Source organism: Ensifer sp. ENS11, assembly GCF_014851895.1.
Classification (GTDB): Bacteria; Pseudomonadota; Alphaproteobacteria; order Rhizobiales; family Rhizobiaceae; genus Ensifer; species Ensifer canadensis.
The window spans coordinates 530,812-554,585 of the sequence record NZ_JACVAN010000001.1 but is presented as its reverse complement, the minus strand read 5'-3'; the positions used below and the strand labels follow the sequence as shown (position 1 = coordinate 554,585).

The following is a 23,774-nucleotide window of genomic DNA, read 5'->3' as shown; positions in this document are numbered from 1 at the left end:
CCTGTTTTCCTCGACTGCTAACTCTTGAGTGCCCTTGAGATCAGCGTTGCCAACCGGCGAACTGACGTTGCGGACCGTCGTCGAACAATGGCGCCGCCATTTCATCGTCGGCCATCGCCGCAGGAGCCACGAGGCCGCGTCCCTGGCTGGCGGCCGGTGTTGGTGAGGCCGCGTGGCGGCGTTCAACGCGGAACCTGCGGATCGTCTCGCCGAGCTCGACGATGACATTGTGCAGGTCGTCGGAAGACCGGACCGTCTCGCCCGCCATCGCGGCACTTGCCTGCACGGCCTGCGAAATCGCACCGATGTCAGAGGCAACGCCCTTGAGATCGCCGACCTGTTGTTCAGCCTCACGGGCGATACCGGAGACGGCGGCATTGATCGATGTGACCTGCTGGACGATGCTGCTGATCGCATCCTGAGTGCGACCGACGATCTCGACGCCGGTCTCGACCTGCGCCTTGGTGCCCGTCACCAGCTGCTTGATTTCACGTGCCGCTTCGCCGGAGCGCTGCGCCAGCGCGCGCACTTCCTGGGCGACGACGGCAAAGCCGCGGCCGCTGTCGCCTGCCCTTGCAGCCTCGATGCCGGCATTCAGCGCCAACAGGTTGGTCTGGAAGGCGATCTCGTCGATGACGCCGATGATCTGGCCGATCTTTTCGGCCGACGCTTCGATGTCGGCCATGGCGGAGATTGCCTGGCCGGCAATCTCGCCGCTGCGCTCGACAGCAACCCTTGTCTCGGTGGCTTTGATCTCGGTGGCGCTGATGCGGCTCGAGCCCGTCGCCATGCGTTCGGTCATGTCGGCAAGCGCTGCGAGCTGACCCGAGAGGGCATCGGCTTCAGCCGCCGCCTTGTCGGAAAAACCGGCCGCTCCGTCGCGCAGACGGCCAATGAAAGTCTCCGCCGCCTGACCGCGCTGATCGGCGGACTGCAGGCTCTGCTGGATCGTGTCGAGTGCCGCGTTCAAGCTGGCGACGATCGGCTGGTAGGCATCCGGCGCGCTCTCGGACAGGCGCACGCCCAGGTCGCCGTCGTTCAAGCCTTTGGCGAAGTCGCCGAATAGGGTCGTTACCGCCTGCTCGTCGGCACTGTGCTGGTCGGCGAGCTGGCGCTGATGCTGCTGGCGAAGGGCGTTGAAGCGGAGCGAGACGCCGATCTCGGTGTCGACGAAAACGGTACGGACTAGTGCCGCAACCAGATCGCACAGTTCCTTGCGACGTCCCCTGCCCATCGGCAGGAAGGACTTCGGCCAGGCCTCTTCGATGAGGCCGACCAACAAGTGTTCCAGCACGACGGCGTGGCTTGCCATCTGCCAGCGCGGATCGAGGCCCATGCGGTTCGATGTGTCGGCAAGCACCTTGACGCGCTCGGCATAGAGGCCGTCAAAGCGGGCATCGGTCAGCACGTTCCAGTGCGAAGACTGGATGTCCTGCAGGCGATCGAGCTGCCGGTCGTTGTCGAAATGGCGGGCTGCGTCGGGATAGCTCTGCAGGCGCTGGAAGAGATCGCGAAGGGCTGCGTCGATGCGAGGGGAAAGTTTCTGCCTGGTGTCGCGGACGCGGGAACAACTCTCGTCGTCGAGCCCGGCAAAGCGCAAGCGCTCCAGCAGACTGCCTGCCTGGCCCTTCCTTGCCTGTTCTGACGATGCTTCCTGCCTCAACGCTAAATCCCCGGCTTTGCATGCTTGGAATTTGCCTGGGGAGTATCCGGACGGTCCACGGTCCACCGGACGTGCACGCCACATCAATGAGATCAGCCCCCGCCGCTTGGGCGTCTGCTATCGTCCATCCCGCAAGTAAATTCGGTGAAGAATCGATACCGGACCGGAACCGGTACGGCGGGGCGGCATCATGCCTTGAGGAGACTGTGAATTTTCCCATTCCGACGTGTGGGACAATGTTTATGGTTAATTCCTTGCTTGAAGGTTAACGGTCGATGGCCTGTAACCGGAATCACTAAAATTCGCCGGGTGTTTCCTGGCGCTGTTTTTGCGGCGCAGCAATGCCGCACTATTGACCCCGAATTTCAACAGGTTTTCACTCACAAGAGTTTAGAATTGTACTTCTACTTGCGCTCGCGTATCGAAGCGAACGTGAAGTGGGCGCAGATCGCGCGGAAGAAACCTTTGCAGCAAGCAAAGCGACATCATGACGATGCGCTGACGGGAAACGAACAATGATTGTTCTTGGAATTGGCGCCGCTCTCACAGCAATCCTGACAATGATGGCCGTATCCATCGTGCTCAATCTCGAGCATAACCGCTCGACGAACCGCAGCTCGGTTTTCTAAGCGAAAAAACGAACGCCATCGTCGTCAACCGCGCACTTCATGCGGCACCGTTACTCTCCTATATTTCACCGTTACTGGTTGCCATTGGCCTGTTGCACATGGCTTTTCGTTAGCGACCGCCAGTTTTCTGCATAGTGCACAAAGCTCTCAGGCACGGGGCCGGCGAAGGCCTGCACGCCGGTCCGCACGTGGCGGCCGTCGACAAGACTTGCAGCCCCGAGGCTGGTGCCGGTCACGTTGTGGCTGTCGGCAAGGACCGGGCGCCCCGTTGCCGCCTGAAGCATGCGCAAATAGGCGGCGTTTGCAGCGAACGGTCCCTCGACCACGATATCCCCTCGCGCCCCGATGAGATCGAGGCATGTCGCCGTCATCAATGCCAGATGGAAAGAAACGGCGGCGACCCTGCCGGCCGGCGTCAGCTTCTCCTCGTCCACCGTCCAGCGCGCCTTGGCGGATGGGAAAGGTCCGGAGCCTTCGGGAAGCGAAGGCAACAGCATGTGCCCTGCCGCAATGACGGCCTCCTCGTCTTCAAACGCGGTGGGCGTCGTGCCGTCGCCGAGCAGCAGCGAGAAGGCACGACCGCCCATGAAACGCGCCGAGGGAACCGGGTCGCCGAGAGCGTTGACGTTGATCAGTGTGTCGCGATGTTCATCGAGCGTCACTTTGGCGGCGCCAACCGCCAGCATCACGACCCAGGTGCCGGTCGACACCACGGAAAACGGCGTCGTTCGGGTCAGCAGATGCGGCAGCAACGACGCGTTGGAATCGTGGATGCCGCAGTAGATAGGCGTACCCGCGGGAATGCCGGTGGCGAGGCAAAGCTCGGGCAGCAGCTTGCCGACGATATCGTCTGCCTTGCGGACGGGCGCAAACAGGTGCCGCCAGCCCTGGCCTTCCACCAGCGTCGAGAAGGCGCCTTCCGTCGGGTTCCAGAGGTCGGTGTGGCAACCGAGCGAGGTCAGTTCGTTGACGCGCACGCCGGTCAGCCGGAAGGTCCAGTATTGCGCATAGGTCAGGATCGTTGCGATCCTGGCGAAGGCGTCGGGAAAGGTCTGCTGCTGCCAGAACAGCTGCGCGCCGACATTCAGGCCCATAGGCAGGCGCGCGGAGCCGGTTTCGGCAAAAGGCGGACGAACGGCCTCATAGGCTTCCGACAGGGTATCCGGCCCGACGAATTCATAGTCCAGCACCGGCAAGGCAAGGTCGCCGGCCTCGTCGAGGACAACCGCGGTTGCGCCGTGGGTGGTGATCGAGATCGCTTGCAAGGGATGCTCGGCCTGGAGCGCCGTCAGGCTATCGAGCACGAAGGCCCAGAGACGCTCGACATCGAAATGCGGATAGGGCTCGCCCGCGACGACACGGTTTGCGGTCTTGCGCACGGCAACCTCTTCGAAGCGATCGAGATCAACCGCTGCGACCTTGGCATTGGTCTTGCCGATGTCAATGACGCCCACGATCCGCATCGGGTCAGCTCATGTGAAAAACGGTTTTGAGCGGTACGGCGACCGGATCGTTATCCTCGCGGGTTTCCATGATGTCGGCCATATGAGCCCACCACTTCCGCATCACCGGATGGGAGGGCAGATCGGCCATGCCGTGGTCGTCCGCTCGCCAGAGGACGCCGAAGAGCAGATCGTTCTCCTCGTCGAGATGGATGGAGTAGTCCGAAATACCGGCCTCCTTCAACAGGGTCACCAGCTCCGGCCAGATGGCATCGTGACGTGCGGTATATTCGGCGGCCATTCCCGGATTGAGCCGCATACGGAAGGCGTATTTTTCCATGGAAACCTCAGTGGGCAAGACGGCGGCGGGCGCGTCGCCACAGGATGGGCAGGGCGATCACCGAGATCAACAGCAAACCGATGAAGATCGACATGACGATGCCCGGCACGTTCAGGAGCCCGAAGCCGAAGGTGACCATGCCCATAATCAGGGCCGCAAGCACGACCCCCGGTATGGTACCGGAGCCACCGAGAATGCTGACGCCGCCAAGCACCACCATGGTCACGACTTCCAGCTCCCAACCAAGCGCGATCGACGGTCGGGTGGAGCCGAGGCGCGAGGTCAGGCAGATCGAGGCAAGCCCCGCCATCAGGCCGGTGAGCAGAAACAGCGTGAACTTCACGCGGCCGACGCGGATACCGGAGAACAGCGCGGCCGTCTGGTTGTTGCCGATCGCGTAGACGGCGCGGCCGAAATTGGTCTTGTGCAGCACGACGCCATAGATCACGGCCAGGACGACAAAGAGCGTGAACTCGAACGAGAACACCCACCAGACATAGCCCTGCCCGAACCAGGAGAAGCTTCCGGGATAGCCGGTGAAGGCCTGATCGCCAAGGATGATGAAGGAGAGGCCACGAAACAGGCTCATCGTACCGATAGTGACGACAATCGACGGCAGGCCGAGACCGGTGATCAGCAGGCCGTTGACGACGCCGCAGGCGAGCCCGACCGAAAGTCCGACAACCACCAGCGCCGGCGTGTCGAAGCCGAGCTGGACGGCATAACCCATCGCCGTCGAGGCGAGCGCGATGATCGAGGCGACCGAGAGATCGATCTCGCCTGAAATGATCACCAGCGCCATGGCGAAGGCGATCATCGCCTTTTCGGTGAAGTTGAAGGTGGCGTCGGACAGGTTCCACGGGTCGAGGAAATAGGGTGAGGCCAGCGAATTGCCGATGAAGATGAGGCAGGCGACGACGAACAGCAGGCTTTCCCAACTCTTCAGCAGGCGCGCGCCGCGCCCTTCGAGGCGATCGGGAATGTTGCGGGGGGAGAGATGCGTTTCTGCCATCAGACAGCCTCCGCCTTTTTGAGGATGACGCGTCCCTTGCGCCGTTCGGCACGCGCATTGACGGCAACGGCCGTTATGATGACCATGCCGGAAATCGCCATCTGGGCAAAGGGCGAGATGTTGATGACCGGCAGAGCGTTCTTGATCACACCGAGGAACAGCGCGCCGAGCACCGCTCCCGGCACCGAACCGATGCCACCGGCGATCGAGATGCCGCCGATGACGCAGGCGGCGATGATGTCGAGTTCGAAGCCGGCGGCAATATCGACATAGGCAACGGCATAGCGCGACACCCAGAGATAGCCGGACAGCCCGGCAAGCGTCCCCGAGAGGCAATAGGCAAAGAAGCGCGTCCGGCCGACGTCGATGCCGGTATAGACAGCCGCATGCGGATTGCCGCCGACGGCGAAGAAGGCCCGCCCGAGCGGCGTGCGGCTTATCACCAGGAAGATCGCCGCGACCGTGACGACCGAGAGCCAGGACAGCACGGGAATGCCGGCAAGATCAGTGCGCGGAAAGCTCTTGAAGGCATCGCTCATCTGGTGGGCATTGATCCACTTGCCGTTGGTCAAGAGGAAGATCAGGCCGCGATAGATCGTCAGCGTGCCGAGAGTGACAACGATCGGCGGGATGTCGAGTTTCCAGACCAGGGCCCCATTGATCATCCCGAGCACCGCGCCGAGCGCTATGGCCGACAGGAGGATGACGGGGATCGGCAGGCCGGGGAACGCGGCGTTCAGCATTGCCGCGACCATGCCGGAAAGCGCCAGGTTTGCCGCCATGGACAGATCGATGCAGCGCGTCAGGATCACGGCCATCTGGCCGAGCGCCAGGATGATGAGGATCGAGGTGTCGTTGTAGACGCGTGCCAGATTGGTCGGCGCAATGAAGGGCGGGAAGCGCCAGGCGATCAGGACGACCAGCACCAGGATCGCGCCGACAAGCAGCAGTTCACGGTTTTTCAGGAGCTTGGCCATCATGCGGCCTCCGCAATGCCGGCGGCGGCACGCACCAGCTTTTCCGCCGTCAATTCTTCCCGCTCGAAGCGGCCGACAATGCGGCCCTCGCGCATGACGATGACGCGATCCGACATGCCCATGATTTCGGGGATTTCCGATGAGACCATGATGACGCTGAGGCCCTGTGCGGCAAGCTCACTCATGAAGGCGTGCACCGCGGCCTTGGAGCCGATGTCGATGCCCTTGGTCGGTTCATCAAGAATGATCACCTTCGGCTTGGTCGCCAGCCATTTGGCGATGACCACCTTCTGCTGGTTGCCGCCCGAAAGCGTGCCGACGTCCTGATCGAGGGAGGCGGCCCGCAGATCGAGCCTAGACGTATATTCCCGCGCAAGCGCGAACTCGTTGGCAAGTTTGAGGAAGCCGGAGCGCGAGGTGCGCGACAGCGACGGCAGCGTCACGTTCTGGAAGATCGGCAAGCCGATGATCGCGCCCTGACGCCCACGCTCCTCTGGCACATAGACGATACCGCTCCTGATCGCCTCGGACGGATTGCGGATCACCAGGATTTCGCCATCCAGCCTGATGGCACCTGCCGACGGGCGGGTGATGCCGATCAGCGACTGCATGAATTCGGAGCGGCCCGCGCCGATCAGCCCATAGAAGCCAAGAATTTCGCCACGTCTCAGTTCAAAGTTAATGTCCTCGAACTCGGTCGGGTGACGGTAGCCGGAGACTGTCAGAACGGGGTCGCCGATGGCTACGTCCTTCTTCGGATAGACGGAGCCGACGGCGCGGCCGACCATCATGCGCACGAGATCGTCCTGACTGACATCGGCGATCAGCCCCTCGCCGACCATCGTTCCGTCGCGAAACACGGTGTAGCGATCGGCGATGCGGAAGATCTCATCGAATTTGTGGCTAATGAAGAGGATCGCCTTGCCGTCGGCCTTCAGCCGTTCGACGAGCGCGTAGAGTTCGTGAATTTCCTTGTGCGACAGCGCCGCCGTCGGTTCGTCCATGATCACGACGCGGGCATCGACCGACAGAGCCCGGGCGATCGCCACCAGATGTTTCTTGGCAATGCCGAGATCGCGCAGCCGGATCGTCGGATCGAAATCAGCGCCGGCGCGATGCAAGAGCGCACGTGCATCCGCATTGAGCTTATTCCAGTCGATCAGGCCGAAACGGTTGCGCGGGGCATGGCCGAGGAAGATGTTTTCAGCGACGGACAGTTCGTCGAACAGAACCGTTTCCTGATGGATGGCGGTTACGCCTGCCCTTGCAGCAGAAAGCGCGGTCGGGAAGGCGGTTTCCGCATCCGCAACGCGGATGCTGCCTCCATCAGGCTGATAGATGCCCGTCAATATCTTGACGAGGGTCGACTTGCCCGCACCGTTCTCACCGACGAGTGCCGTCACGGAGCCCGGATAGAGCGACAGCGAAACGTCGGACAATGCCTTGACGCCGGGAAAGGACTTGGAGATGCCTTCAAGCGCAATGGCGGGCTTCATCCGCGATGTGATCGTATCCTGCAACACATTCCATCCGCCTGATTTGTGGGCCTGACATCCAAGGCGCCACGTCTGCAAAATTGCCCCTCACCCTAACCCTCTCCTCGCTCGCGGGGAGAGGGGACCCGTTGGCGTGTCGCCGCTTACGCCGACGCCCATTAGGAGCGGAGCATCGCCGCATGTTTCCCTTCTCCCCGTCAAACGGGGAGAAGGTGGCCGGCAGGCCGGGTGAGAGGTAACCGCCCCTCGCCGATCAGAAGATCTTTGCGAACTCTTCGACGTTCGAGGCGTCGTAGACGAACGGGTCGGCCATGGCGCCTTCGTTGTTGTCGTCGAGCTTCACAGCGCCCATGCGGCCCATCTTCAATTCCGCGCCGGGCTTGGCTTCGGCACCGTTGACGAGATCATAGGCGATCATCGTTGCGGAATAGCCGAGATCGATCGGGTTCCAGATCGCGAAGGACTTGGATGCGCCCGACTTCACGTGACCGGCCATCTCCGAGGGAAGGCCGAGGCCCGTGACATTGATCTGGCCGATCTTGCCGGCATCGGTGACGGCCTGTGCCGCAGCAACGATACCGACCGAGGTCGGCGCGATGATCGCCTTCAGGTTGGGATAGGACTGAATGAGCCCTTGCGTTTCGCGGTAAGACTTGTCGGCAAGGTCATCGCCGTAGACGGTCGCGACGACATTGATGCCCTTGTAGTTGCCCTGAACCTTCTTCATTTCCTCGATCCAGGTGTTCTGGTTCGTGGCTGTCGCCGAAGCCGAGAGCACGGCGACATCGCCGCCATCCGGCAGGTTGTCGGCGGCGAGCTTGATGATCATGTTGCCGATCAATGGATTTGACGACGGGTTGAGGTGCATCTGGCGGCCGTCCTTGGCGACCCCGGAATCCCAGGAGATCACCTTGATGCCACGATCCATCGCCTTCTTCAGCGCCGGAACGAGAGCATCGGTGTCGTTGGCGGAAACAGCGATGGCATCGACCTTCTGGGCGATCAGCGAGTTGATCACCTCGATCTGGCCTTCAGCGGTCGTCGTCGTTGGACCGGTGTAGATCACCTCGACGTCGCCCAGTTCCTTTGCGGCTTCCTGCGCGCCCTTGTTGGCAGCCTCGAAGAAGCCGATGCCGAGCGCCTTGACGACCAGGGCGATCTTCTTGTTTTCCGCATGTGCGGCATTGGCCATCAGCGCCAACGACACGGCGGCCGTGACCATCAATGATTTCAGGATCTTCATTTCCACTCCTCCCATGGACCGGAACGCGATCGGGATGACCGCATCGTCCGGTACTAACCTTCTCGAATTCGCAACCGGCCCGGTCTTTTCCGACCGGTGCCGATCCTTCCCCTCCCCTCGGCCGTCTCAAGCGGTCGAGGATGCATTCTCCGCGTCAGCGCCGGACCTGGCGTTGGCGATCACCAATCGCACGCCGGCATTTTCGAGCATCGCAGCATGCCTGTCCTCGATGCCCGAATCCGTGATCACAGTGGCGATCCGCTTCAATCCGCACAGGATGAGGCTGGAGCGCTTGTGAAATTTCGACGAGTCGACGAGCACGACGAGCTCGTCGGCCTGATCGATCAGTTTCTGCTCGGCCTGGATCAGCAGCGGATCCGCCTCCATCAGACCGAGCGGACCAAGCCCCTGGGCGCCCATGAACATGCGGCGCGCATAGAAATTGCGCGTCACGTCATTGTCGAACGGACTGAGGATGATGTTCTGCTCGCGGTAGATCGTGCCGCCCGACAGCATCACCGTGTTTTTCGAGTGCTTGAGCAGATGCTCGGCGATCGGAAACGAGTTGGTGAAGACCTGCATCCGGCGATTGGTGAGAAAGTGCACCATCTGGAAGGTCGTCGTGCCGCCATTGATGATGATCGGCTCGCCATCTTCGCACAGCGCCACCGCCTCCTTGGCGATCGCCTGCTTCTCCCGCGCATGCAGGCTTTCATTGACCTTGAAGGGTCGCCCGGCCAGCCCGACGAACTGCGGCGGATTGATCGCTTCCGCCCCGCCGCGCACGCGCCGCAACCGCTTCTGCACGTGGAGCGCCGCGATATCGCGCCGGATCGTCGCCTCGGAACTGTCGGTCAGATCGACCAGTTCCGGCACCGTGACCACGGGCTTTTCCTGAACCGCCGACAGAATGATCCGATGTCTTTCTTTCTCGTGCATTCGCTCCTCCGATAATTTGCATGCTTCCATCACGACCAAACATTGTCAATCACAATCAATCATATTTTTTCATTGTGCAGTGCGACATGCGCGAATTTGATCGTTTTTGATTGACAATGACTCTCGGGCCATGTGATCTGATGCCAACCACATCTCCACGCGGCCGCCAAGCCGCGTGGCAACGGACCGGGAGGATTTTCGAGATGCTCGACAAGCAACAGGGCGCGCGGCTTGCCAATCTATGGGATGAGACGAAGGCGGCCGGCATGAGCGAGGCCGAACGTCTTCTCTATCGTTCGAACCTGCTCGGCTCCGACAAGCGCATCACCAACTACGGCGGCGGCAATACCTCGGCCAAGGTGATGGAGAAGGACCCGCTCGGCGGCGGCACGGTCGAAGTCCTCTGGGTCAAGGGCTCTGGCGGCGACGTCGGCACGATCAAGATGGACGGCTTCGCCACGCTTTGCATGGACAAGCTGAATGCCCTGAAAGGCATCTATCGCGGCGTCGCCTTCGAAGACGAGATGGTCGGCTATCTTCCGCATTGCACGTTCAACCTCAACCCGCGCGCCGCCTCGATCGACACGCCGCTGCACGCCTATGTTCCGAAAAAGCACGTCGATCACATGCATCCCGATGCGATCATCGCGATAGCGGCCTCCAAAAACAGCAGGGAATTGACGGCAAAAATCTTCGGCAACGACATCGGCTGGCTGCCCTGGAAGCGCCCGGGCTACGAACTCGGCCTCTGGCTGGAAAAGTTCTGCCTGGAGAATCCGTCCGCCCGCGGCGTCGTGCTTGAAAGCCATGGCCTCTTCACCTGGGGCGACACGGCCAGAGAAGCTTACGAGACCACCGTCGAAATCATCAACAAGGCGATCGCCTGGTTCGAGACGGAAAACACCAGGCCGGCCTTCGGCGGCGTGGCCAAGCCGACGCTCGATGCGAGCGACCGGGTGGCGATTGCCAAACGGTTGATGCCGGTCATCCGCGGCCTGATCAGCGCCGACGAGCGCAAGGTCGGACATTTCGACGACAGCCAGGCGGTGCTCGACTTCGTGACCGCCAAGGATCTCAAGCCGCTGGCAGCGCTCGGCACCAGCTGCCCGGATCATTTCCTCAGAACCAAGATCTGCCCGCTTGTCGTCGATTTCGATCCTGCCGCTGCAGACATCGAAAAGACCCTTGCCGGGCTTGCCGACGCAATCGCTGCCTATCGCGCCGATTACGCCGCCTACTACGAGCGCTGCAAACATGCAGACAGCCCCGCCATGCGCGATCCGAACGCGGTCGTCTACTTGGTGCCCGGCGTCGGCATGATCACCTTTGCCAAGGACAAGGCGACGGCGCGCATCTCCGGCGAATTCTACGTCAACGCCATCAATGTCATGCGCGGCGCATCCGGCGTCTCGACCTATGTCGGCCTGCCGGAACAGGAAGCCTTCGACATCGAATACTGGCTGCTCGAGGAAGCCAAGCTTCAGCGCATGCCGAAGCCAAAAAGCCTTGCGGGACGCATCGCGCTGGTGACTGGCGGCGCCGGCGGCATCGGCAAGGCAACGGCACACCGGCTGATGCAGGAAGGTGCCTGCGTCGTCATCGCCGATATCGACGAAACGGCGCTTGCTAGCGCCGAAAGCGAGCTTGCGGCCCGCCACGGCAAGGATTTCGTGCGTTCGCTCAGCATGAACGTGACCAGCGAGGCGGCGGTAGAAGGTGGCTTCGGCGATACGCTTTTAGCCTTCGGCGGTCTCGACATCCTGGTGTCGAATGCCGGCCTTGCCTCCTCCGCCGCGGTCGAGGATACGACGCTGGCGCTCTGGAACAAGAACATGGACATCCTTGCGACGGGCTACTTCCTCGTCTCGCGCGAGGCCTTCCGGGTCTTCCGCAACCAGAAGGCCGGCGGCAACGTCGTCTTCGTTGCTTCCAAAAATGGTCTTGCCGCGTCGCCCGGCGCATCGGCCTACTGCACCGCAAAGGCAGCCGAGATCCACCTCGCCCGTTGCCTGGCGCTCGAGGGCGCGTCCGCCCAGATCCGCGTCAACGTCGTCAACCCGGACGCCGTGCTGCGCGGCTCGAAAATCTGGACCGGCGAGTGGAAAGAGCAGCGCGCCGCCGCCTACAAGATGGATGTCGACGACCTCGAGGCGCACTACCGCGAACGCTCGATGCTGAAGCTCAGCGTCTTCCCGGAGGATATCGCCGAGGCGATCTACTTCCTCGCCTCGGACATGTCGGCGAAATCGACCGGCAACATCGTCAATGTCGACGCGGGCAATGCCCAGTCGTTCACCCGCTGATCCGGAGATTTTGATGAGCACCACCATGATCGGCAAGACCATCCTTGACGCAGAGAACGAGCGCCGCGAGGCGGCACTTCGCCAGGACTATGAAAGCCTTGGCGAAAGGCTGGCGCGCCGCGGCATCGACGTCGACGCCATCAAGCGCAAGGTTGCGGCCTATGGCGTCGCAGTCCCCTCCTGGGGGGTCGGCACCGGCGGCACCCGCTTTGCCCGCTTCCCCGGCAAGGGCGAGCCGCGCAATATCTTCGACAAGCTGGAGGATTGCGCCGTCATCCAGCAGCTGACACGGGCAACGCCCAACGTCTCGCTGCACATCCCGTGGGACAAGGTCAGCGATCTCCAGGAACTGAAGCAGAAAGGTGCCGCCCTCGGCCTCGGCTTCGACGCGATGAACTCGAACACCTTCTCGGATGCGCCCGGACAGGCACATTCCTACAAGTTCGGATCGTTGTCGCACAGCGACGCGGCCACGCGCGCCCAAGCGGTCGAGCACAATCTCGAATGCATCGACATCGGCCGACAGCTCGGCTCGAAGGCACTGACGGTCTGGGTCGGAGACGGCTCCAACTTTCCCGGCCAGAGCAACTTCACCAGATCGTTCGAGCGTTATCTCGATGCGATGAAAGCGGTCTATGCCGCACTGCCCGAGGACTGGCGCGTCTTCACCGAACACAAGATGTTCGAGCCGGCCTTCTATTCGACCGTGGTGCAGGACTGGGGCACCAACTACCTGATCGCCCAGGAACTTGGACCCAAGGCCTTCTGCCTGGTCGACCTTGGCCACCACGCGCCGAACGTCAACATCGAGATGATCGTCGCCCGGCTGATCCAGTTCAGGAAACTCGGTGGTTTCCACTTCAACGATTCGAAATATGGCGACGACGACCTCGATACCGGCTCGATCGACCCCTATCGCCTGTTCCTCGTCTTCAATGAACTCGTCGATGCCGAGACGCGGGGTGCCAAAGGCTTCGATCCGGCCCATATGCTCGACCAGAGCCACAATGTCACCGATCCGATCGAAAGCCTGATGACGAGCGCGATGGAGGTCTGCCGCGCCTATGCACAGGCCCTCATCGTCGACCGCACAGCGCTCGACAGCTTCCAGCAGGACAATGATGCACTGATGGCGGCGGAAACGCTGAAGACCGCGTTTCGCACCGACGTCGAGCCGATCCTGGCGATGGCGCGCTTCGAAAGCGGCGGGGCGATTGCGCCGGTTGCGACCTATCGGGCGAGCGGCTATCGCGCCAAGGTGGCCGGCGAGCGGCCGGCCGTTGCCGGCGGTGGCGGCGGCATCGTCTGAGATCCACTCCCCCATCCCACAATCTAAATGCCGGGCAGCGATTGCTGCCCGGCATTTTCACGCACGATTGATATCGTCTCGCGGATCGGCTCCGATCTCGTAGGCGGATCATAAAGCGAGCGTGACCGCGGCCTTTTGTGCGCCCTGTTTGACGGACGGCGCCGGATTGTCCCGCACAAATGCTTCGCATTCCTGCAAAAAATCATCGCGCGATGAAATTGCCCCCTATCTGATTTGAAATCCTGGTCTATCTTTCCCTTCTAGGTCCAACGGAAAGGGAACCATTCATGGGTATCGAAAGCATTCTCGTATTCCTGATTGTCGGAGCGATCGCCGGCTGGCTTGCCGGCTTGATCGTCAAGGGGTTCGGCTTCGGCCTGATCGGCAACATGGTCGTGGGCATCATCGGCGCCTTCATCGCCGGCTTCCTCTTTCCCGCCATCGGTATCAGCCTTGGATCGGGCGTGCTTTCGGCGATCCTGCACGCGACGATCGGCGCAGTGATCCTGCTGGTGCTGATCCGCATCGTCAAACAGGCGTGACGAACCACCGCCACGCGACCATACCGCATGGCTCGCCGACCCGGCGGGCCGTGCCAGTCCAACGGAAGGAAATCACCATGAGCGAGCCGAACTCCGACAATATCGAAACGGCGCTGAAGGCGTTCATGGCCGACCATCCCGGCAAGCTCACACGCGAGCAGGCGATCGCGGCGATCCTCGAAAACTGGTTCACGACCCATGGCTACCTGCCGCCGCAGCAGGAAGGCAGACGCCCGGAAGACCTTGACGCCTCCAACGACGATTGAGGCATTCCTGCCGGCGGCAGCACCCTTGGCGCTCGACGCCTCTCCAAGCGTTCGTCCGCTCGACTTTTTTTCATGAAGCCATTTCCAGAGCCTGAAGACCCACCATGAGCCTTACATCCGTCAAACAGTTCTTCTCGCAGCACGCCCCCGACATCGACGTCATCGAACTCGAGCAGAGCACGGCAACAGTGGCACTTGCCGCCGAGGGCCATGGCGTCGAACCGGCACAGATCGCCAAGACATTGGCGCTCCGCGTCGGCGACGACGTGATCCTCATCGTCACGCGCGGTGACGCGCGGCTCGACAACAAGAAATACAAAGCCCGCTTCGGCACCAAGGCCCGCATGCTCGGCTTCGACGAGGTCGAGGCGGAGACCGGTCATCCAGTCGGCGGCGTCTGCCCGTTCGGCCTTGCCAAGCCCCACAGCATCTATTGCGACCTGTCGCTGAAAGCCTACGACATCGTCGTTCCTGCCGCTGGCGCCACCAATGCCGCCGTTCACATCAATCCGCAGCGTATCGTCGAATTGACCGGCGCCGAATGGATCGACGTTTCGGAAACGTAATCCGTGCCTTGGAATGGCCACAAAGCTTAACTGAAACCGCAGGCGCACTCCGGCAGTGATTTGCCGGGCGCGGCCCTTTCCAGAATCAGGAGTCCGTCGAGCATGAAGATAGTCGCGTACCCGCTCATCTTCGCCGCCACATTTTCCCCGGCGCTGGCGATGGATCAGTCCCTGGTGCGCCAGTTCGAAAAGCTTGACCCGCAGACCCGCCTGGAACAGCGCTGCGACACCGAGGCGATGGAGCGCATCAACGCCGACAAGACGACCTTCAAGCCCGACAAGGTGATCGCCTACACCTTCGCCGAACCGGTCATGAAGGAAGACAAGATGAAGGCGCCGGGCGCGGTTTTCCGCAGCAAGGGGGAATGGTACAAGCTAAAATTCAAGTGCCGCACCGACGCGGAGCACCTGGGCATCCTGTCCTTCGAATATAAGATCGGCGATCTCGTGCCGCGCGAGAACTGGGACGAGTTCTACCTCTATCCCTGACAGACCGGACCGCGGGTGCGCGCAAACGCCCGAGCTTTTCGCCGTCACCAGAAATGTCGCGCAAAAATGTGCAGCGCTTTCGCGATGACATGCGAAAGAACAAGAGCTTGAAGCGCGACAAGCGGATCCTGGAAATCGCGACGCGCTTTAGAGAACGGCCATCAGAAACAGCAGCGAGCCAAGCGACAGCGCTGCCATGATGCTCATCAGCATCTTCATCATGTGATCTGCCATTTCGTACACCCTTGCCTCTACTCCCTCAGGAATGAACGAATTCGTCTGCTTTTGGGGCGCGGCATGCCCGGTATATTCCAAGCTCGAAACGCCTGACTGACACGATCCCACCAGATCGGTGCACAATCTGCCAACAGTGTTTCAGGTTGCGCCGACATGGTTAACAATTGGTTAATCTCATTGTCTGCGGTGTTGGGTGGATAGGTGGCGCGGCGCCCTTCGGGCCCATGCGGAATACCAGCCGCATGGCGGGATGGCGGCGACAGAGCCAGGTGAAAAAATCGCCGCTTGGCTGAATAAGGTGGCGGCAGGGTATCGGAAGCAGCTTGCATCAGAGCGCAGTCACAGACCGCGCCCTAGCCCTTGTAAGGGCGTCAGCGCTAAGATTACGGCTTCTTCGGCTCCGGCTTTGCATCGGCAAGGGGAAGCAGCCACCCCTGCCCCGATATGCTCCTGCCAGTGTGACCGTGCCCTAGAGACCCGCCACATTCGGTTGGAGGAGGCGGCGAGGTTCGACGTGGCTACCATCTGCGACACGCACCATTGCTGACTTCAAAAAGGAAGTGAGCAGAAGGAAGAACGGAAACTTCCAGAACGCTGAAAAGACCTGCCTAGACGCGGCAAGCGACCGACTAAATCAAGAGGCTAAAAATCAAAGGAAACCATGCAATTATGAATGGTGCCCGGAGGCGGATTTGAACCACCGACACGCGGATTTTCAATCCGCTGCTCTACCAACTGAGCTATCCGGGCATCCTGCCGTTGCGGGCAGCGGCTCCTCTCGGAGCCCTCGGGGCGTTGTCTGTGCCCCGGAAGCGAGCGGGGTTATAACATCTTGTTCGGCGGTGTCCAGCACCAAATGAAAGTTTTTTGGCAGGAATTTCAAAGTTAGTGGAAAAAGCCAAAAAACCGTGGATATTCAGGCAGATCGCGGTCAGCGATCGTCGTCGTCCGCTTTCGCCTCGTCGTCTGCGACGGGAATGGCGTAGGAGCCCGAGAGCCAGCGGTTGAGGTCGACATTGCGGCAGCGGTCCGAGCAGAAGGGATAGTGCTCGCGGTGCGATGGGCGGCCGCATTCGGGGCAAGGACGCGGGGCGCGCAGAGGTGCTACGTTCGAGCCGCTTTTCTTGTCTTCGTCAGTCACTGCCTTCAGCCTTCCAGCCAGCGATTGTGAACGTCGTAGCCTTCACCGACCAGCAGGCCGACCGTCTCGTAGAGCGGCAGGCCGACGACGTTGCTGTAGGAGCCGACGAGCTTGACCACAAAGCTGCCGGCAATGCCCTGGATGCCATAGGCGCCTGCCTTGCCGCGCCATTGGCCGGAGGCAAGATAGCTCTCGATGTCAAAACCGGAAAGGCGCTTGAAGCGGACCTTGGTGTCGACCACCTTCTGGCGCAACGTCTTGTCGGGTGTGATCAGGCAAACACCGGTATAGACGCGGTGGCTGCGGCCCGACAAAAGATGCAGGGCGCTCGAGGCTTCGCTGACGAGTTCCGGCTTCGGCAGGATGCGCCGACCGACGCAGACGACGGTGTCGGCCGCCAGAATATAGCTGCCATCCCAACCGGCTTCACCCTTGATTGCAGCCAGCGCCGCCTTGGCCTTTTCAGCCGAGAGACGACGCGCCAGCGAGCGCGGATGCTCGGAGCGCTTCGGCGTTTCGTCGAGATCCATCGGCATCAGGCGCGCAGGCTCGATACCTGCCTGGGCCAAAAGCTCGACGCGACGCGGCGAACCGGACGCCAGTATCAGTTTTTGAGCCGTTGTCATCGGAACGCGCCGTCACCCCAGAAATATGATGAAGCCACCTGTCGGGCGGTTTACTTGAAGCGGTAGGTGATGCGACCCTTGGTCAGGTCATAGGGCGTCATTTCGACGAGCACCTTGTCGCCGGCCAGAACGCGGATACGGTTCTTGCGCATGCGGCCTGCGGTGTGGGCAATAATTTCATGTTCATTTTCGAGCTTCACGCGGAAGGTCGCATTGGGAAGCAATTCCGTGACCACGCCCGGGAATTCGAGGACTTCTTCTTTCGCCATGTAGGACTGTTCTTTCTGTGTTTGTTCGGGGATACGACACGCATCCCGAAAAATTCGCCGGAAACTACACAATCGACGAGGATTTGTGAACCGCTTTGCGCCGGCTTTTCAGCTTTTGTACTGCCTTATACCAACCTGCGCTGATATTGATCGATTGCGCCGGAGCGATTTTGGTTTCCGGCAAGGAGAAAACCGCAACCGGACCCGAGCAGTCCGGTGAGGATTGTCGACGCTGTCGGAGACCAAAAGCGCCCGGCCCTTCGGGTGGGCCGTCTGTCGGCCGCCGGCAGCGTCGCAATCCTCGACCGATGCCCAGGCATCGCTCTCAGATATGCTCCTTGCCGGAGGACCGCATACGGTCGCACGCAATAGGTCAATATCAGCGCAGGTTGGTATTAAGCTTTTTCGCCCGCGGGCGCTACTACCAGACGGCGATTAATCAGAGTGGCAAGGTGATCGCGAACGGCGCGATAGGCATCGACAATCTGTTCGCGCGTGCCGGTGGCAACCGTCGGGTCAGGTGTCGGCCAATAGACCACGTCGACGGCCATGGAGCGAGTCAATTCCAGCGCCATGTGATGGGCCTCGGGCGCCAGCGTGACGATGAGGTCGAAATAGTCGTCCTCGAGCTCGTCCAGGGTGCGCGGCTGATGCCGCCCGATCGACAGGCCGATCTCGTCGAGCACGACATCGACGAAGGGATCGCGCTCACCGTGGCGCACGCCGGCGGAGGTGACATAGGTTCCCGCCGGCAGGGCGGCCTTGGCGAGTGCCTCGGCCATCGGCGAGCGGATTGCGTTCATGCCGCACATGAAGAGAACGGAACGGGGCCTTGTCGGTTGAGGCGTCGCGGTTGCCGTCATCCCGGTCTCCGCCGTCATCCGCGCCAGTAGAGCACGCAGACGAGCGTGAACAGGCGGCGGGCGGTGTCGAAATCTAGCCGGATCTTGCCCGACAGGCGGTCCATCAGCGTCTGCGAGCCCTCGTTGTGGATGCCGCGGCGACCCATGTCGATCGCTTCGATCTGACTCGGCGTCGCCGAGCGGATCGCTTCGTAATAGCTCTCGCAGATCATGAAGTAGTCCTTCACGATCCGGCGAAACGGCGTCAGCGAGAGAATATGGGTGGCGACGTCAGATCCTTTCTCGGTGGAGATCGCAAAGACCAGCTTGGCGTCCATGAGAGAAAGGTTGAGCTTGTAGGGGCCGCCCGGGTGGCCGACCGGTTCGAACAGGTTTTCTTCGAGAAGGTCGAAGATCGCAACCGCGCGCTCATGCTCCACGTCGGGCGTCGAACGGCCGATCGTCTCGTCCAATACGACGTCGCAGAGGCGCTGGTTGCGGTCTGCCTTCATCCCGCATCCCCGAGATTGAGGCGAATGGCGACGGAGCGCGCATGAGCCTCAAGGCCTTCCGACCGCGCCAGCGCGATTGCTGCAGGGCCGAGGATGCGAAGCTGCTCCGCGTCGAGGCGCAGGATCGACGTGCGCTTCATGTAGTCGAGAACGCCGAGACCGGAGGAGAACCGCGCCGAGCGCGCCGTCGGCAGTACGTGGTTCGAGCCACCGACATAGTCACCGATGACTTCGGGCGTGTGGCGTCCGACAAAGATGGCGCCGGCATTGCGGATCTTGGCGACCATCGGCTCGGGATCGGCAAGCGCCAGCTCCAGATGCTCGGCGGCAATGCGGTTTGCAAGCGGTATGGCCTTTTCGAGGTCCGGCACCAGGATGATCGCGCCGAAATCGCGCCAGCTCGCCGATGCGGTCTCTGCGCGCGGCAGGGTTTTCAGCTGACGTTCGACCGCCGCTTCGACCGCCTCGCCGAAGGCCGCGTCATCCGTGATCAGGATCGACTGGGCGCCGACATCGTGCTCGGCCTGCGCCAGGAGGTCGGCGGCGATCCAGTCCGGATTGTTTTCGCGGTCGGCGATGACGAGCACCTCGGACGGGCCAGCAATCATGTCGATGCCGACGGTGCCGAAAACCTGGCGCTTGGCGGCGGCGACATAGGCATTGCCCGGGCCGACGACCTTTGCCACCGGCGCGACGGTCGCGGTGCCATAAGCAAGGGCGGCGATCGCCTGCGCGCCGCCAATACGGTAGATTTCCTCGACACCGGCCAGACGCGCAGCTGCCAGCACCGCCGGGTTGATCTTGCCGCCGTTTGCCGGCACGACCATGACGATGCGCTCGACGCCGGCGACCTTGGCCGGCAGCGCGTTCATCAGCACCGAGCTTGGGTAGCTCGCCGTGCCGCCAGGCACGTAAAGCCCGACGGCGTCGACCGCCGTCCAGCGCGAGCCGAGGCCGACGCCCATCGTATCCTCGTAGATATCGTCCTTCGGCCGCTGGCGGGCGTGGTGCGCCTCGATGCGGACGGCGGCAACCTTGAGCGCGCCCAGCACTTCCGGCTCAACGGCCTGGATCGCCGCATCGATTTCCTCGGCGCTGACGGCCATCGGGGTCGTTGCAAAGTCGATGCCGTCGAAGCGGGCGGAATATTCCGCCACCGCCTCGTCGCCGCGCAGGCGAACATCGTCGATGATCGCCTTGACCGCGGCGTTGACGTCCTCGGAAACTTCGCGCTTGGTGGTCAGGAATGCCGCGAACTGCTGTTCGAAGTTACCGTCGAGATAGTTCAGCCTGATTGCCAACGCAAAATGTCCTTGTGGTATGCCTGTGTCGCGGGTTTCAAACGCCTTCGGGATGCCGGGGCTTGAAAGCGGTTTCCCATGCTCCGCCGGTATCCGCAAGCTGCACCTCGATGCATTCCACATCAAGGGCGATCGAAGCTTCGCCGGCAAGCACCAGTTCGACGGCGCCTTCCGGCCCCTCGCCGGCGACCGTGAACGTCACCGCCAGCAGATCGAGCACGGCCTCGCCGTTGCGGCGGTCGAAGCCAAGCGAGCGCACGGCGCTCACCCGCTTGAACAGGAGCACGGCGCGCCGGCGCTCGAACGAACGCCGCTTGCCGTCGGCCATCTCCCAGACGAACCGGTTGACGATGAGCGAAAACTGCTTGCGGCGTGCGTCGTATTCCAGTCCGGAAACCTTGAACACGGCATCCTGGACGTGGGCGGAGACGACGGCCAGGTCCTCTTCATCGAGCGCCAGCAGCTTCAGACCATCCATGCGATCCATTCCTTTCGCTTTCGTCGCACATTTTGCGTGCCACAATTGAAATGGACATAGGACGTCGCGCCTGAAACCGCAACGGCATCAGGCGCGACGGCTAAAATCAGTCGCTGACACGCTCGACGTGAGCGCCGCAACGGGTGAGCTTTTCTTCCAGCCGCTCGAAACCGCGGTCGAGATGGTAGACGCGCGACACCATGGTTTCGCCTTCCGCCGCAAGACCGGCGATGACCAGCGACACCGAGGCGCGCAGGTCGGTCGCCATCACGGGGGCGCCCTTCAGCCGGCTGACGCCCTCGATCTTGGCCGTCTGGCCCGACAGCGAGATCTTGGCGCCGAGGCGCGCCAGTTCCTGCACGTGCATGAAACGGTTTTCGAAGATCGTCTCGGTGATGTGCGAAACGCCGTTCGACTTGGTCATCAGACCCATGAACTGCGCCTGCAGGTCGGTCGGGAATCCGGGGAACGGATCGGTGACGATATCGACCGGCTTGATGCCGGCGCCATTGCGCACGACGCGGATGCCGCTGTTGGTCGGCGTGATTTCAGCGCCGGCCCGGCGGATCGCCTCGAGTGCGGTGTCAAGCAGCGCCATATCCGTGTCTTCGAGGATGACGTCGCCGCCGGTCATGGCAACGGCCATGGCGTAGGTGCCGGTCTCGATACGGTCGGGCAGCACGCGGTGACGCGCGCCGGACAGCGAGCGCACGCCCTCGATGGTGATCGTCGCCGTGCCCTGGCCGGTGATCTTGGCGCCCATGGCGTTCAGGCAATTGGCTAGGTCGACGACTTCGGGCTCGCGCGCGGCGTTGCCGAGCACGGTGGTGCCGTTGGCGAGCGTCGCCGCCATCATCAGCACGTGGGTGGCACCGACGGAAACCTTCGGGAAGGTGTAGCGGGCACCGATCAGGCCACCTGCCGGCGCCGTCGCGTTAACGTAGCCGCTGTCGATCTCGATGTTGGCGCTCAGCGCCTGAAGACCCTCGATGAACAGATCGACCGGGCGCGTGCCGATGGCGCAACCGCCCGGCAGCGACACGCGGGCCTTGCCTTCGCGTGCGAGCAGCGGGCCAATGACCCAGAAGCTTGCGCGCATCTTCGACACCAGCTCATAAGGCGCGGTGGTGTCGACGATGTTGCGGCAGGTGAAATGGATCGTGCGGGCGTAGCTTTCGCCCTGGCGCTCGCGCCGGCCGTTGACCGAGATATCGACGCCATGGTTGCCGAGGATGCGGATCAGCTGCTCGACGTCGGCCAGATGCGGAACGTTTTCCAGCGTCAGCGTGTCATCGGTCAAAAGCGATGCGATCATCAGCGGCAGGGCCGCATTCTTCGCGCCGGAGATCGGGATGACCCCGTGAAGTTCATTCCCGCCTACAATCCTGATGCGATCCATGAGGCCTCTCGAACGGGCTTGGCCCGCCTTTCCAAAAAAATGAAGTGTGTCTGAAGGCGCCTCTTTAGTGGAGACGCCGCGAAATTAGAAGTGCCTTGAACGCAAGGCAGACGCCTGCATGCGTGGGGGAATGCCGAACGGCAGCCCCTCCCTCGTCGTACTAATCTTCGGATTCGTCCGTTTTTGCGGCAGGCAGACCAATCGCTTCGTCGGGGGCGCCGGAACGGCGCGCGCGCATCTGCTGTTTACGGCGCTGGAGATTGTCGCGCAGGGTCTTGGCAAGGCGCGCCTTTCTCAGATCCGACTCGGTCGTATCTTTCTTCTTGCGCGTCGGCGCAGTCGCCTGCTGCTCCTGCGGCGAAACCTCGCCCTTGGCGCTTTTCTTGTCGTCTGTTTGCATGGGCGATGCTTTAGCGCAAAAGCAGGGGCTTCGGAAGCCGAAACCGATTTTCTCACGGAACAACAGCGAAAACTTCGAAATGCGGCTTGCGCTCCCCGTCCAGCTATGGCAATAGGCGCCTCGCTTGATGCGGCTTGTCAACGAACCGGCCGCGAGATGCTGCTATAGCTCAGGGGTAGAGCACTCCCTTGGTAAGGGAGAGGCCGAGAGTTCAAATCTCTCTAGCAGCACCAGTTTTCCTTCTATTTTGCCTCAAAACCATGGCGCTATTCGCCACCGTTGCACCGCGATGAACACGCACATGTGCATAGCCGCTCAACCCGTCCAGACATGGGCGAACAAAGCCTTGCAATCGTCACATTCAGCTCCTATTTGGCGGAAATCGATATTGCTGACGAACTTTGTGTCGGCGCCCTAAGCGCGTGAGAGACGGACTTCCCTCTTCAAAATCGGTTATCCTGATCCGGAGGTTTTTTCCGGAAATGTCTATTACGAGCGATTGAAAGGGAATCGTCATGGCTACAGGCACAGTAAAGTGGTTCAACAGCACCAAGGGTTTCGGCTTCATCCAGCCTGACGACGGCAGCCCGGACGTGTTCGTTCACATTTCGGCCGTTCAGCGCGCAGGCCTTTCCGGCCTCAACGAAGGTCAGCAGATCAGCTACGAGCTGACGCGCGACCGCAAGACCGGCAAGTCTTCTGCAGACAACCTGCAGGCCAAGTAATTAGGCCAAGTCATTTTCGCGCGTCGTCGCCGGACGCAGATTTGCGGGCAGCGGCAGTGCAGCGAATGGGAAGGTCGGGTTCGCCCGGCCTTTTTTATTGCCCTGTTGTCACCGGCGACTGGATAATTCCACCTCAAACCGGCGACGCATCGAGGTGGAATTATGAAGCGATTTCTCGATGTTACGGCGTCGTCAGACGACCCTGTTTGATATTCCGCGCGGCAACGCTTCAATCCCAAAATGCGGGCGCGATCTCCAAGATCAGCTCGTCGCAATTTAAAGTCCAGTTGCCTCTCAGCGGTTATCGCCAACCGCTGGGCACTCTTGCGTGACCTGCTTGAGACAGGGAACGTTTCCCGCCAGCCTGCGTTACCAATTCAACGGCAACGACGTGGAGGTCTTGAAATGAAAGGCATCGTTCTCTGGCTCATGGGCGTACCCCTGATCGTCATCGTTCTGCTTTACATGTTCGTGTTCTGATGGGTCGCTCAGGAAACCTGAGGAGATCGCTCGATCGAAACGCTCAAGCGGAAGATTTAATTTGTAGTTGCAGACATCGAAAGATGCGCCTTAACGCAACCTTAAGATTCTGTCCCTAGATTTGACATCGCGATGATGGACAATCGCA

Annotated in this window: 24 protein-coding genes and 2 tRNA genes; 8 read left to right on the top strand and 18 right to left on the bottom strand. The window is 61.5% G+C overall.

Annotated features, from left to right (window positions below):
• Positions 1 to 40: 40 nt before the first annotated feature.
• The 8 genes from IB264_RS02690 to IB264_RS02655 form a co-directional block, all read right to left on the bottom strand.
• Positions 41 to 1,663, bottom strand: a complete 1,623-nt coding sequence (locus IB264_RS02690; protein WP_025425895.1) for a globin-coupled sensor protein — start codon at positions 1,661 to 1,663, stop codon at positions 41 to 43.
• 700 nt (positions 1,664 to 2,363) lie between these two features.
• Positions 2,364 to 3,755 (bottom strand): FGGY-family carbohydrate kinase, encoded by a 1,392-nt coding sequence (locus IB264_RS02685; RefSeq protein WP_025425893.1) that lies wholly within the window; start codon positions 3,753 to 3,755, stop codon positions 2,364 to 2,366.
• A gap of 4 nt (positions 3,756 to 3,759) precedes the next feature.
• Positions 3,760 to 4,074, bottom strand: coding sequence for an L-rhamnose mutarotase (gene rhaM / locus IB264_RS02680; RefSeq protein ID WP_025425892.1), 315 nt, complete (start codon positions 4,072 to 4,074; stop codon positions 3,760 to 3,762).
• A 7-nt stretch (positions 4,075 to 4,081) separates the two neighbouring features.
• Positions 4,082 to 5,086: an ABC transporter permease gene (locus tag IB264_RS02675; RefSeq protein WP_025425891.1), complete on the bottom strand. Its 1,005-nt coding sequence runs from the start codon at positions 5,084 to 5,086 to the stop codon at positions 4,082 to 4,084.
• Positions 5,086 to 6,066 carry an ABC transporter permease gene (locus tag IB264_RS02670; protein ID WP_025425890.1) on the bottom strand — a complete coding sequence of 327 codons (981 nt, stop codon included), beginning with the start codon at positions 6,064 to 6,066 and terminating at the stop codon, positions 5,086 to 5,088. The genes IB264_RS02675 and IB264_RS02670 overlap by 1 nt, the downstream gene beginning before the upstream one ends.
• Positions 6,063 to 7,559: a sugar ABC transporter ATP-binding protein gene (locus IB264_RS02665; protein ID WP_025425889.1), complete on the bottom strand. Its 1,497-nt coding sequence runs from the start codon at positions 7,557 to 7,559 to the stop codon at positions 6,063 to 6,065. Before IB264_RS02665 ends, IB264_RS02670 begins: the two co-directional genes overlap by 4 nt.
• Positions 7,560 to 7,812: 253 nt before the next feature.
• Complete coding sequence (gene rhaS, locus IB264_RS02660) at positions 7,813 to 8,802, bottom strand: rhamnose ABC transporter substrate-binding protein (RefSeq protein WP_025425888.1); 990 nt, start codon at positions 8,800 to 8,802, stop codon at positions 7,813 to 7,815.
• A gap of 126 nt (positions 8,803 to 8,928) precedes the next feature.
• Positions 8,929 to 9,741, bottom strand: coding sequence for a DeoR/GlpR family DNA-binding transcription regulator (locus IB264_RS02655; RefSeq protein ID WP_025425887.1), 813 nt, complete (start codon positions 9,739 to 9,741; stop codon positions 8,929 to 8,931).
• A 203-nt stretch (positions 9,742 to 9,944) separates the two neighbouring features.
• Between IB264_RS02655 and IB264_RS02650 the strand changes: the two genes are divergently transcribed.
• The 6 genes from IB264_RS02650 to IB264_RS02625 all read left to right on the top strand — a co-directional run bounded on the left by IB264_RS02650 (position 9,945) and on the right by IB264_RS02625 (position 15,216).
• Positions 9,945 to 12,044 carry a bifunctional rhamnulose-1-phosphate aldolase/short-chain dehydrogenase gene (locus IB264_RS02650; RefSeq protein ID WP_025425886.1) on the top strand — a complete coding sequence of 700 codons (2,100 nt, stop codon included), beginning with the start codon at positions 9,945 to 9,947 and terminating at the stop codon, positions 12,042 to 12,044.
• Between the two features lie 13 nt (positions 12,045 to 12,057).
• Positions 12,058 to 13,353 (top strand): L-rhamnose catabolism isomerase, encoded by a 1,296-nt coding sequence (gene rhaI, locus IB264_RS02645; protein ID WP_025425885.1) that lies wholly within the window; start codon positions 12,058 to 12,060, stop codon positions 13,351 to 13,353.
• Positions 13,354 to 13,640: 287 nt separating this feature from the next.
• Positions 13,641 to 13,895: a GlsB/YeaQ/YmgE family stress response membrane protein gene (locus tag IB264_RS02640; RefSeq protein ID WP_025425884.1), complete on the top strand. Its 255-nt coding sequence runs from the start codon at positions 13,641 to 13,643 to the stop codon at positions 13,893 to 13,895.
• Between the two features lie 77 nt (positions 13,896 to 13,972).
• Positions 13,973 to 14,161: a hypothetical protein gene (locus IB264_RS02635; RefSeq protein ID WP_025425883.1), complete on the top strand. Its 189-nt coding sequence runs from the start codon at positions 13,973 to 13,975 to the stop codon at positions 14,159 to 14,161.
• 104 nt (positions 14,162 to 14,265) lie between these two features.
• The gene (locus IB264_RS02630; RefSeq protein ID WP_025425882.1) at positions 14,266 to 14,727 is read left to right on the top strand and encodes a YbaK/EbsC family protein; all 462 of its coding nucleotides are present in this window, start codon (positions 14,266 to 14,268) and stop codon (positions 14,725 to 14,727) included.
• Positions 14,728 to 14,829: 102 nt separating this feature from the next.
• Positions 14,830 to 15,216 carry a DUF930 domain-containing protein gene (locus tag IB264_RS02625; protein ID WP_025425881.1) on the top strand — a complete coding sequence of 129 codons (387 nt, stop codon included), beginning with the start codon at positions 14,830 to 14,832 and terminating at the stop codon, positions 15,214 to 15,216.
• Between the two features lie 911 nt (positions 15,217 to 16,127).
• Here IB264_RS02625 and IB264_RS02620 read toward each other — a convergent pair.
• From IB264_RS02620 to IB264_RS35545, 10 genes are all read right to left on the bottom strand, one after another.
• Positions 16,128 to 16,203 (bottom strand) — tRNA-Phe (locus tag IB264_RS02620).
• Positions 16,204 to 16,384: 181 nt separating this feature from the next.
• Positions 16,385 to 16,594 (bottom strand): DNA gyrase inhibitor YacG, encoded by a 210-nt coding sequence (gene yacG, locus IB264_RS02615; protein ID WP_025425879.1) that lies wholly within the window; start codon positions 16,592 to 16,594, stop codon positions 16,385 to 16,387.
• A 5-nt stretch (positions 16,595 to 16,599) separates the two neighbouring features.
• On the bottom strand, positions 16,600 to 17,220 hold the full coding sequence (locus IB264_RS02610) for a Maf-like protein (RefSeq protein ID WP_025425878.1): 621 nt from the start codon (positions 17,218 to 17,220) through the stop codon (positions 16,600 to 16,602).
• A gap of 50 nt (positions 17,221 to 17,270) precedes the next feature.
• Positions 17,271 to 17,489: a translation initiation factor IF-1 gene (gene infA, locus IB264_RS02605; RefSeq protein ID WP_004435948.1), complete on the bottom strand. Its 219-nt coding sequence runs from the start codon at positions 17,487 to 17,489 to the stop codon at positions 17,271 to 17,273.
• Positions 17,490 to 17,884: 395 nt separating this feature from the next.
• On the bottom strand, positions 17,885 to 18,352 hold the full coding sequence (locus IB264_RS02600; RefSeq protein WP_025425877.1) for a low molecular weight phosphatase family protein: 468 nt from the start codon (positions 18,350 to 18,352) through the stop codon (positions 17,885 to 17,887).
• Between the two features lie 14 nt (positions 18,353 to 18,366).
• Positions 18,367 to 18,843 (bottom strand): UPF0262 family protein, encoded by a 477-nt coding sequence (locus IB264_RS02595; RefSeq protein ID WP_025425876.1) that lies wholly within the window; start codon positions 18,841 to 18,843, stop codon positions 18,367 to 18,369.
• Positions 18,840 to 20,144: a histidinol dehydrogenase gene (gene hisD, locus IB264_RS02590; protein ID WP_025425875.1), complete on the bottom strand. Its 1,305-nt coding sequence runs from the start codon at positions 20,142 to 20,144 to the stop codon at positions 18,840 to 18,842. The genes IB264_RS02595 and hisD overlap by 4 nt, the downstream gene beginning before the upstream one ends.
• A 37-nt stretch (positions 20,145 to 20,181) precedes the next feature.
• Complete coding sequence (locus IB264_RS02585; protein WP_025425874.1) at positions 20,182 to 20,622, bottom strand: DUF2948 family protein; 441 nt, start codon at positions 20,620 to 20,622, stop codon at positions 20,182 to 20,184.
• 106 nt (positions 20,623 to 20,728) lie between these two features.
• Positions 20,729 to 22,021, bottom strand: a complete 1,293-nt coding sequence (gene murA / locus IB264_RS02580) for a UDP-N-acetylglucosamine 1-carboxyvinyltransferase (protein WP_025425873.1) — start codon at positions 22,019 to 22,021, stop codon at positions 20,729 to 20,731.
• 160 nt (positions 22,022 to 22,181) lie between these two features.
• Positions 22,182 to 22,421: a hypothetical protein gene (locus IB264_RS35545; protein ID WP_025425872.1), complete on the bottom strand. Its 240-nt coding sequence runs from the start codon at positions 22,419 to 22,421 to the stop codon at positions 22,182 to 22,184.
• 158 nt (positions 22,422 to 22,579) lie between these two features.
• Here IB264_RS35545 and IB264_RS02570 point away from each other — a divergent pair.
• Both IB264_RS02570 and IB264_RS02565 read left to right on the top strand, forming a co-directional pair.
• Positions 22,580 to 22,654, top strand: a tRNA-Thr gene (locus IB264_RS02570).
• 282 nt (positions 22,655 to 22,936) lie between these two features.
• Complete coding sequence (locus tag IB264_RS02565) at positions 22,937 to 23,146, top strand: cold-shock protein (protein ID WP_025425871.1); 210 nt, start codon at positions 22,937 to 22,939, stop codon at positions 23,144 to 23,146.
• Positions 23,147 to 23,774: the final 628 nt, after the last annotated feature.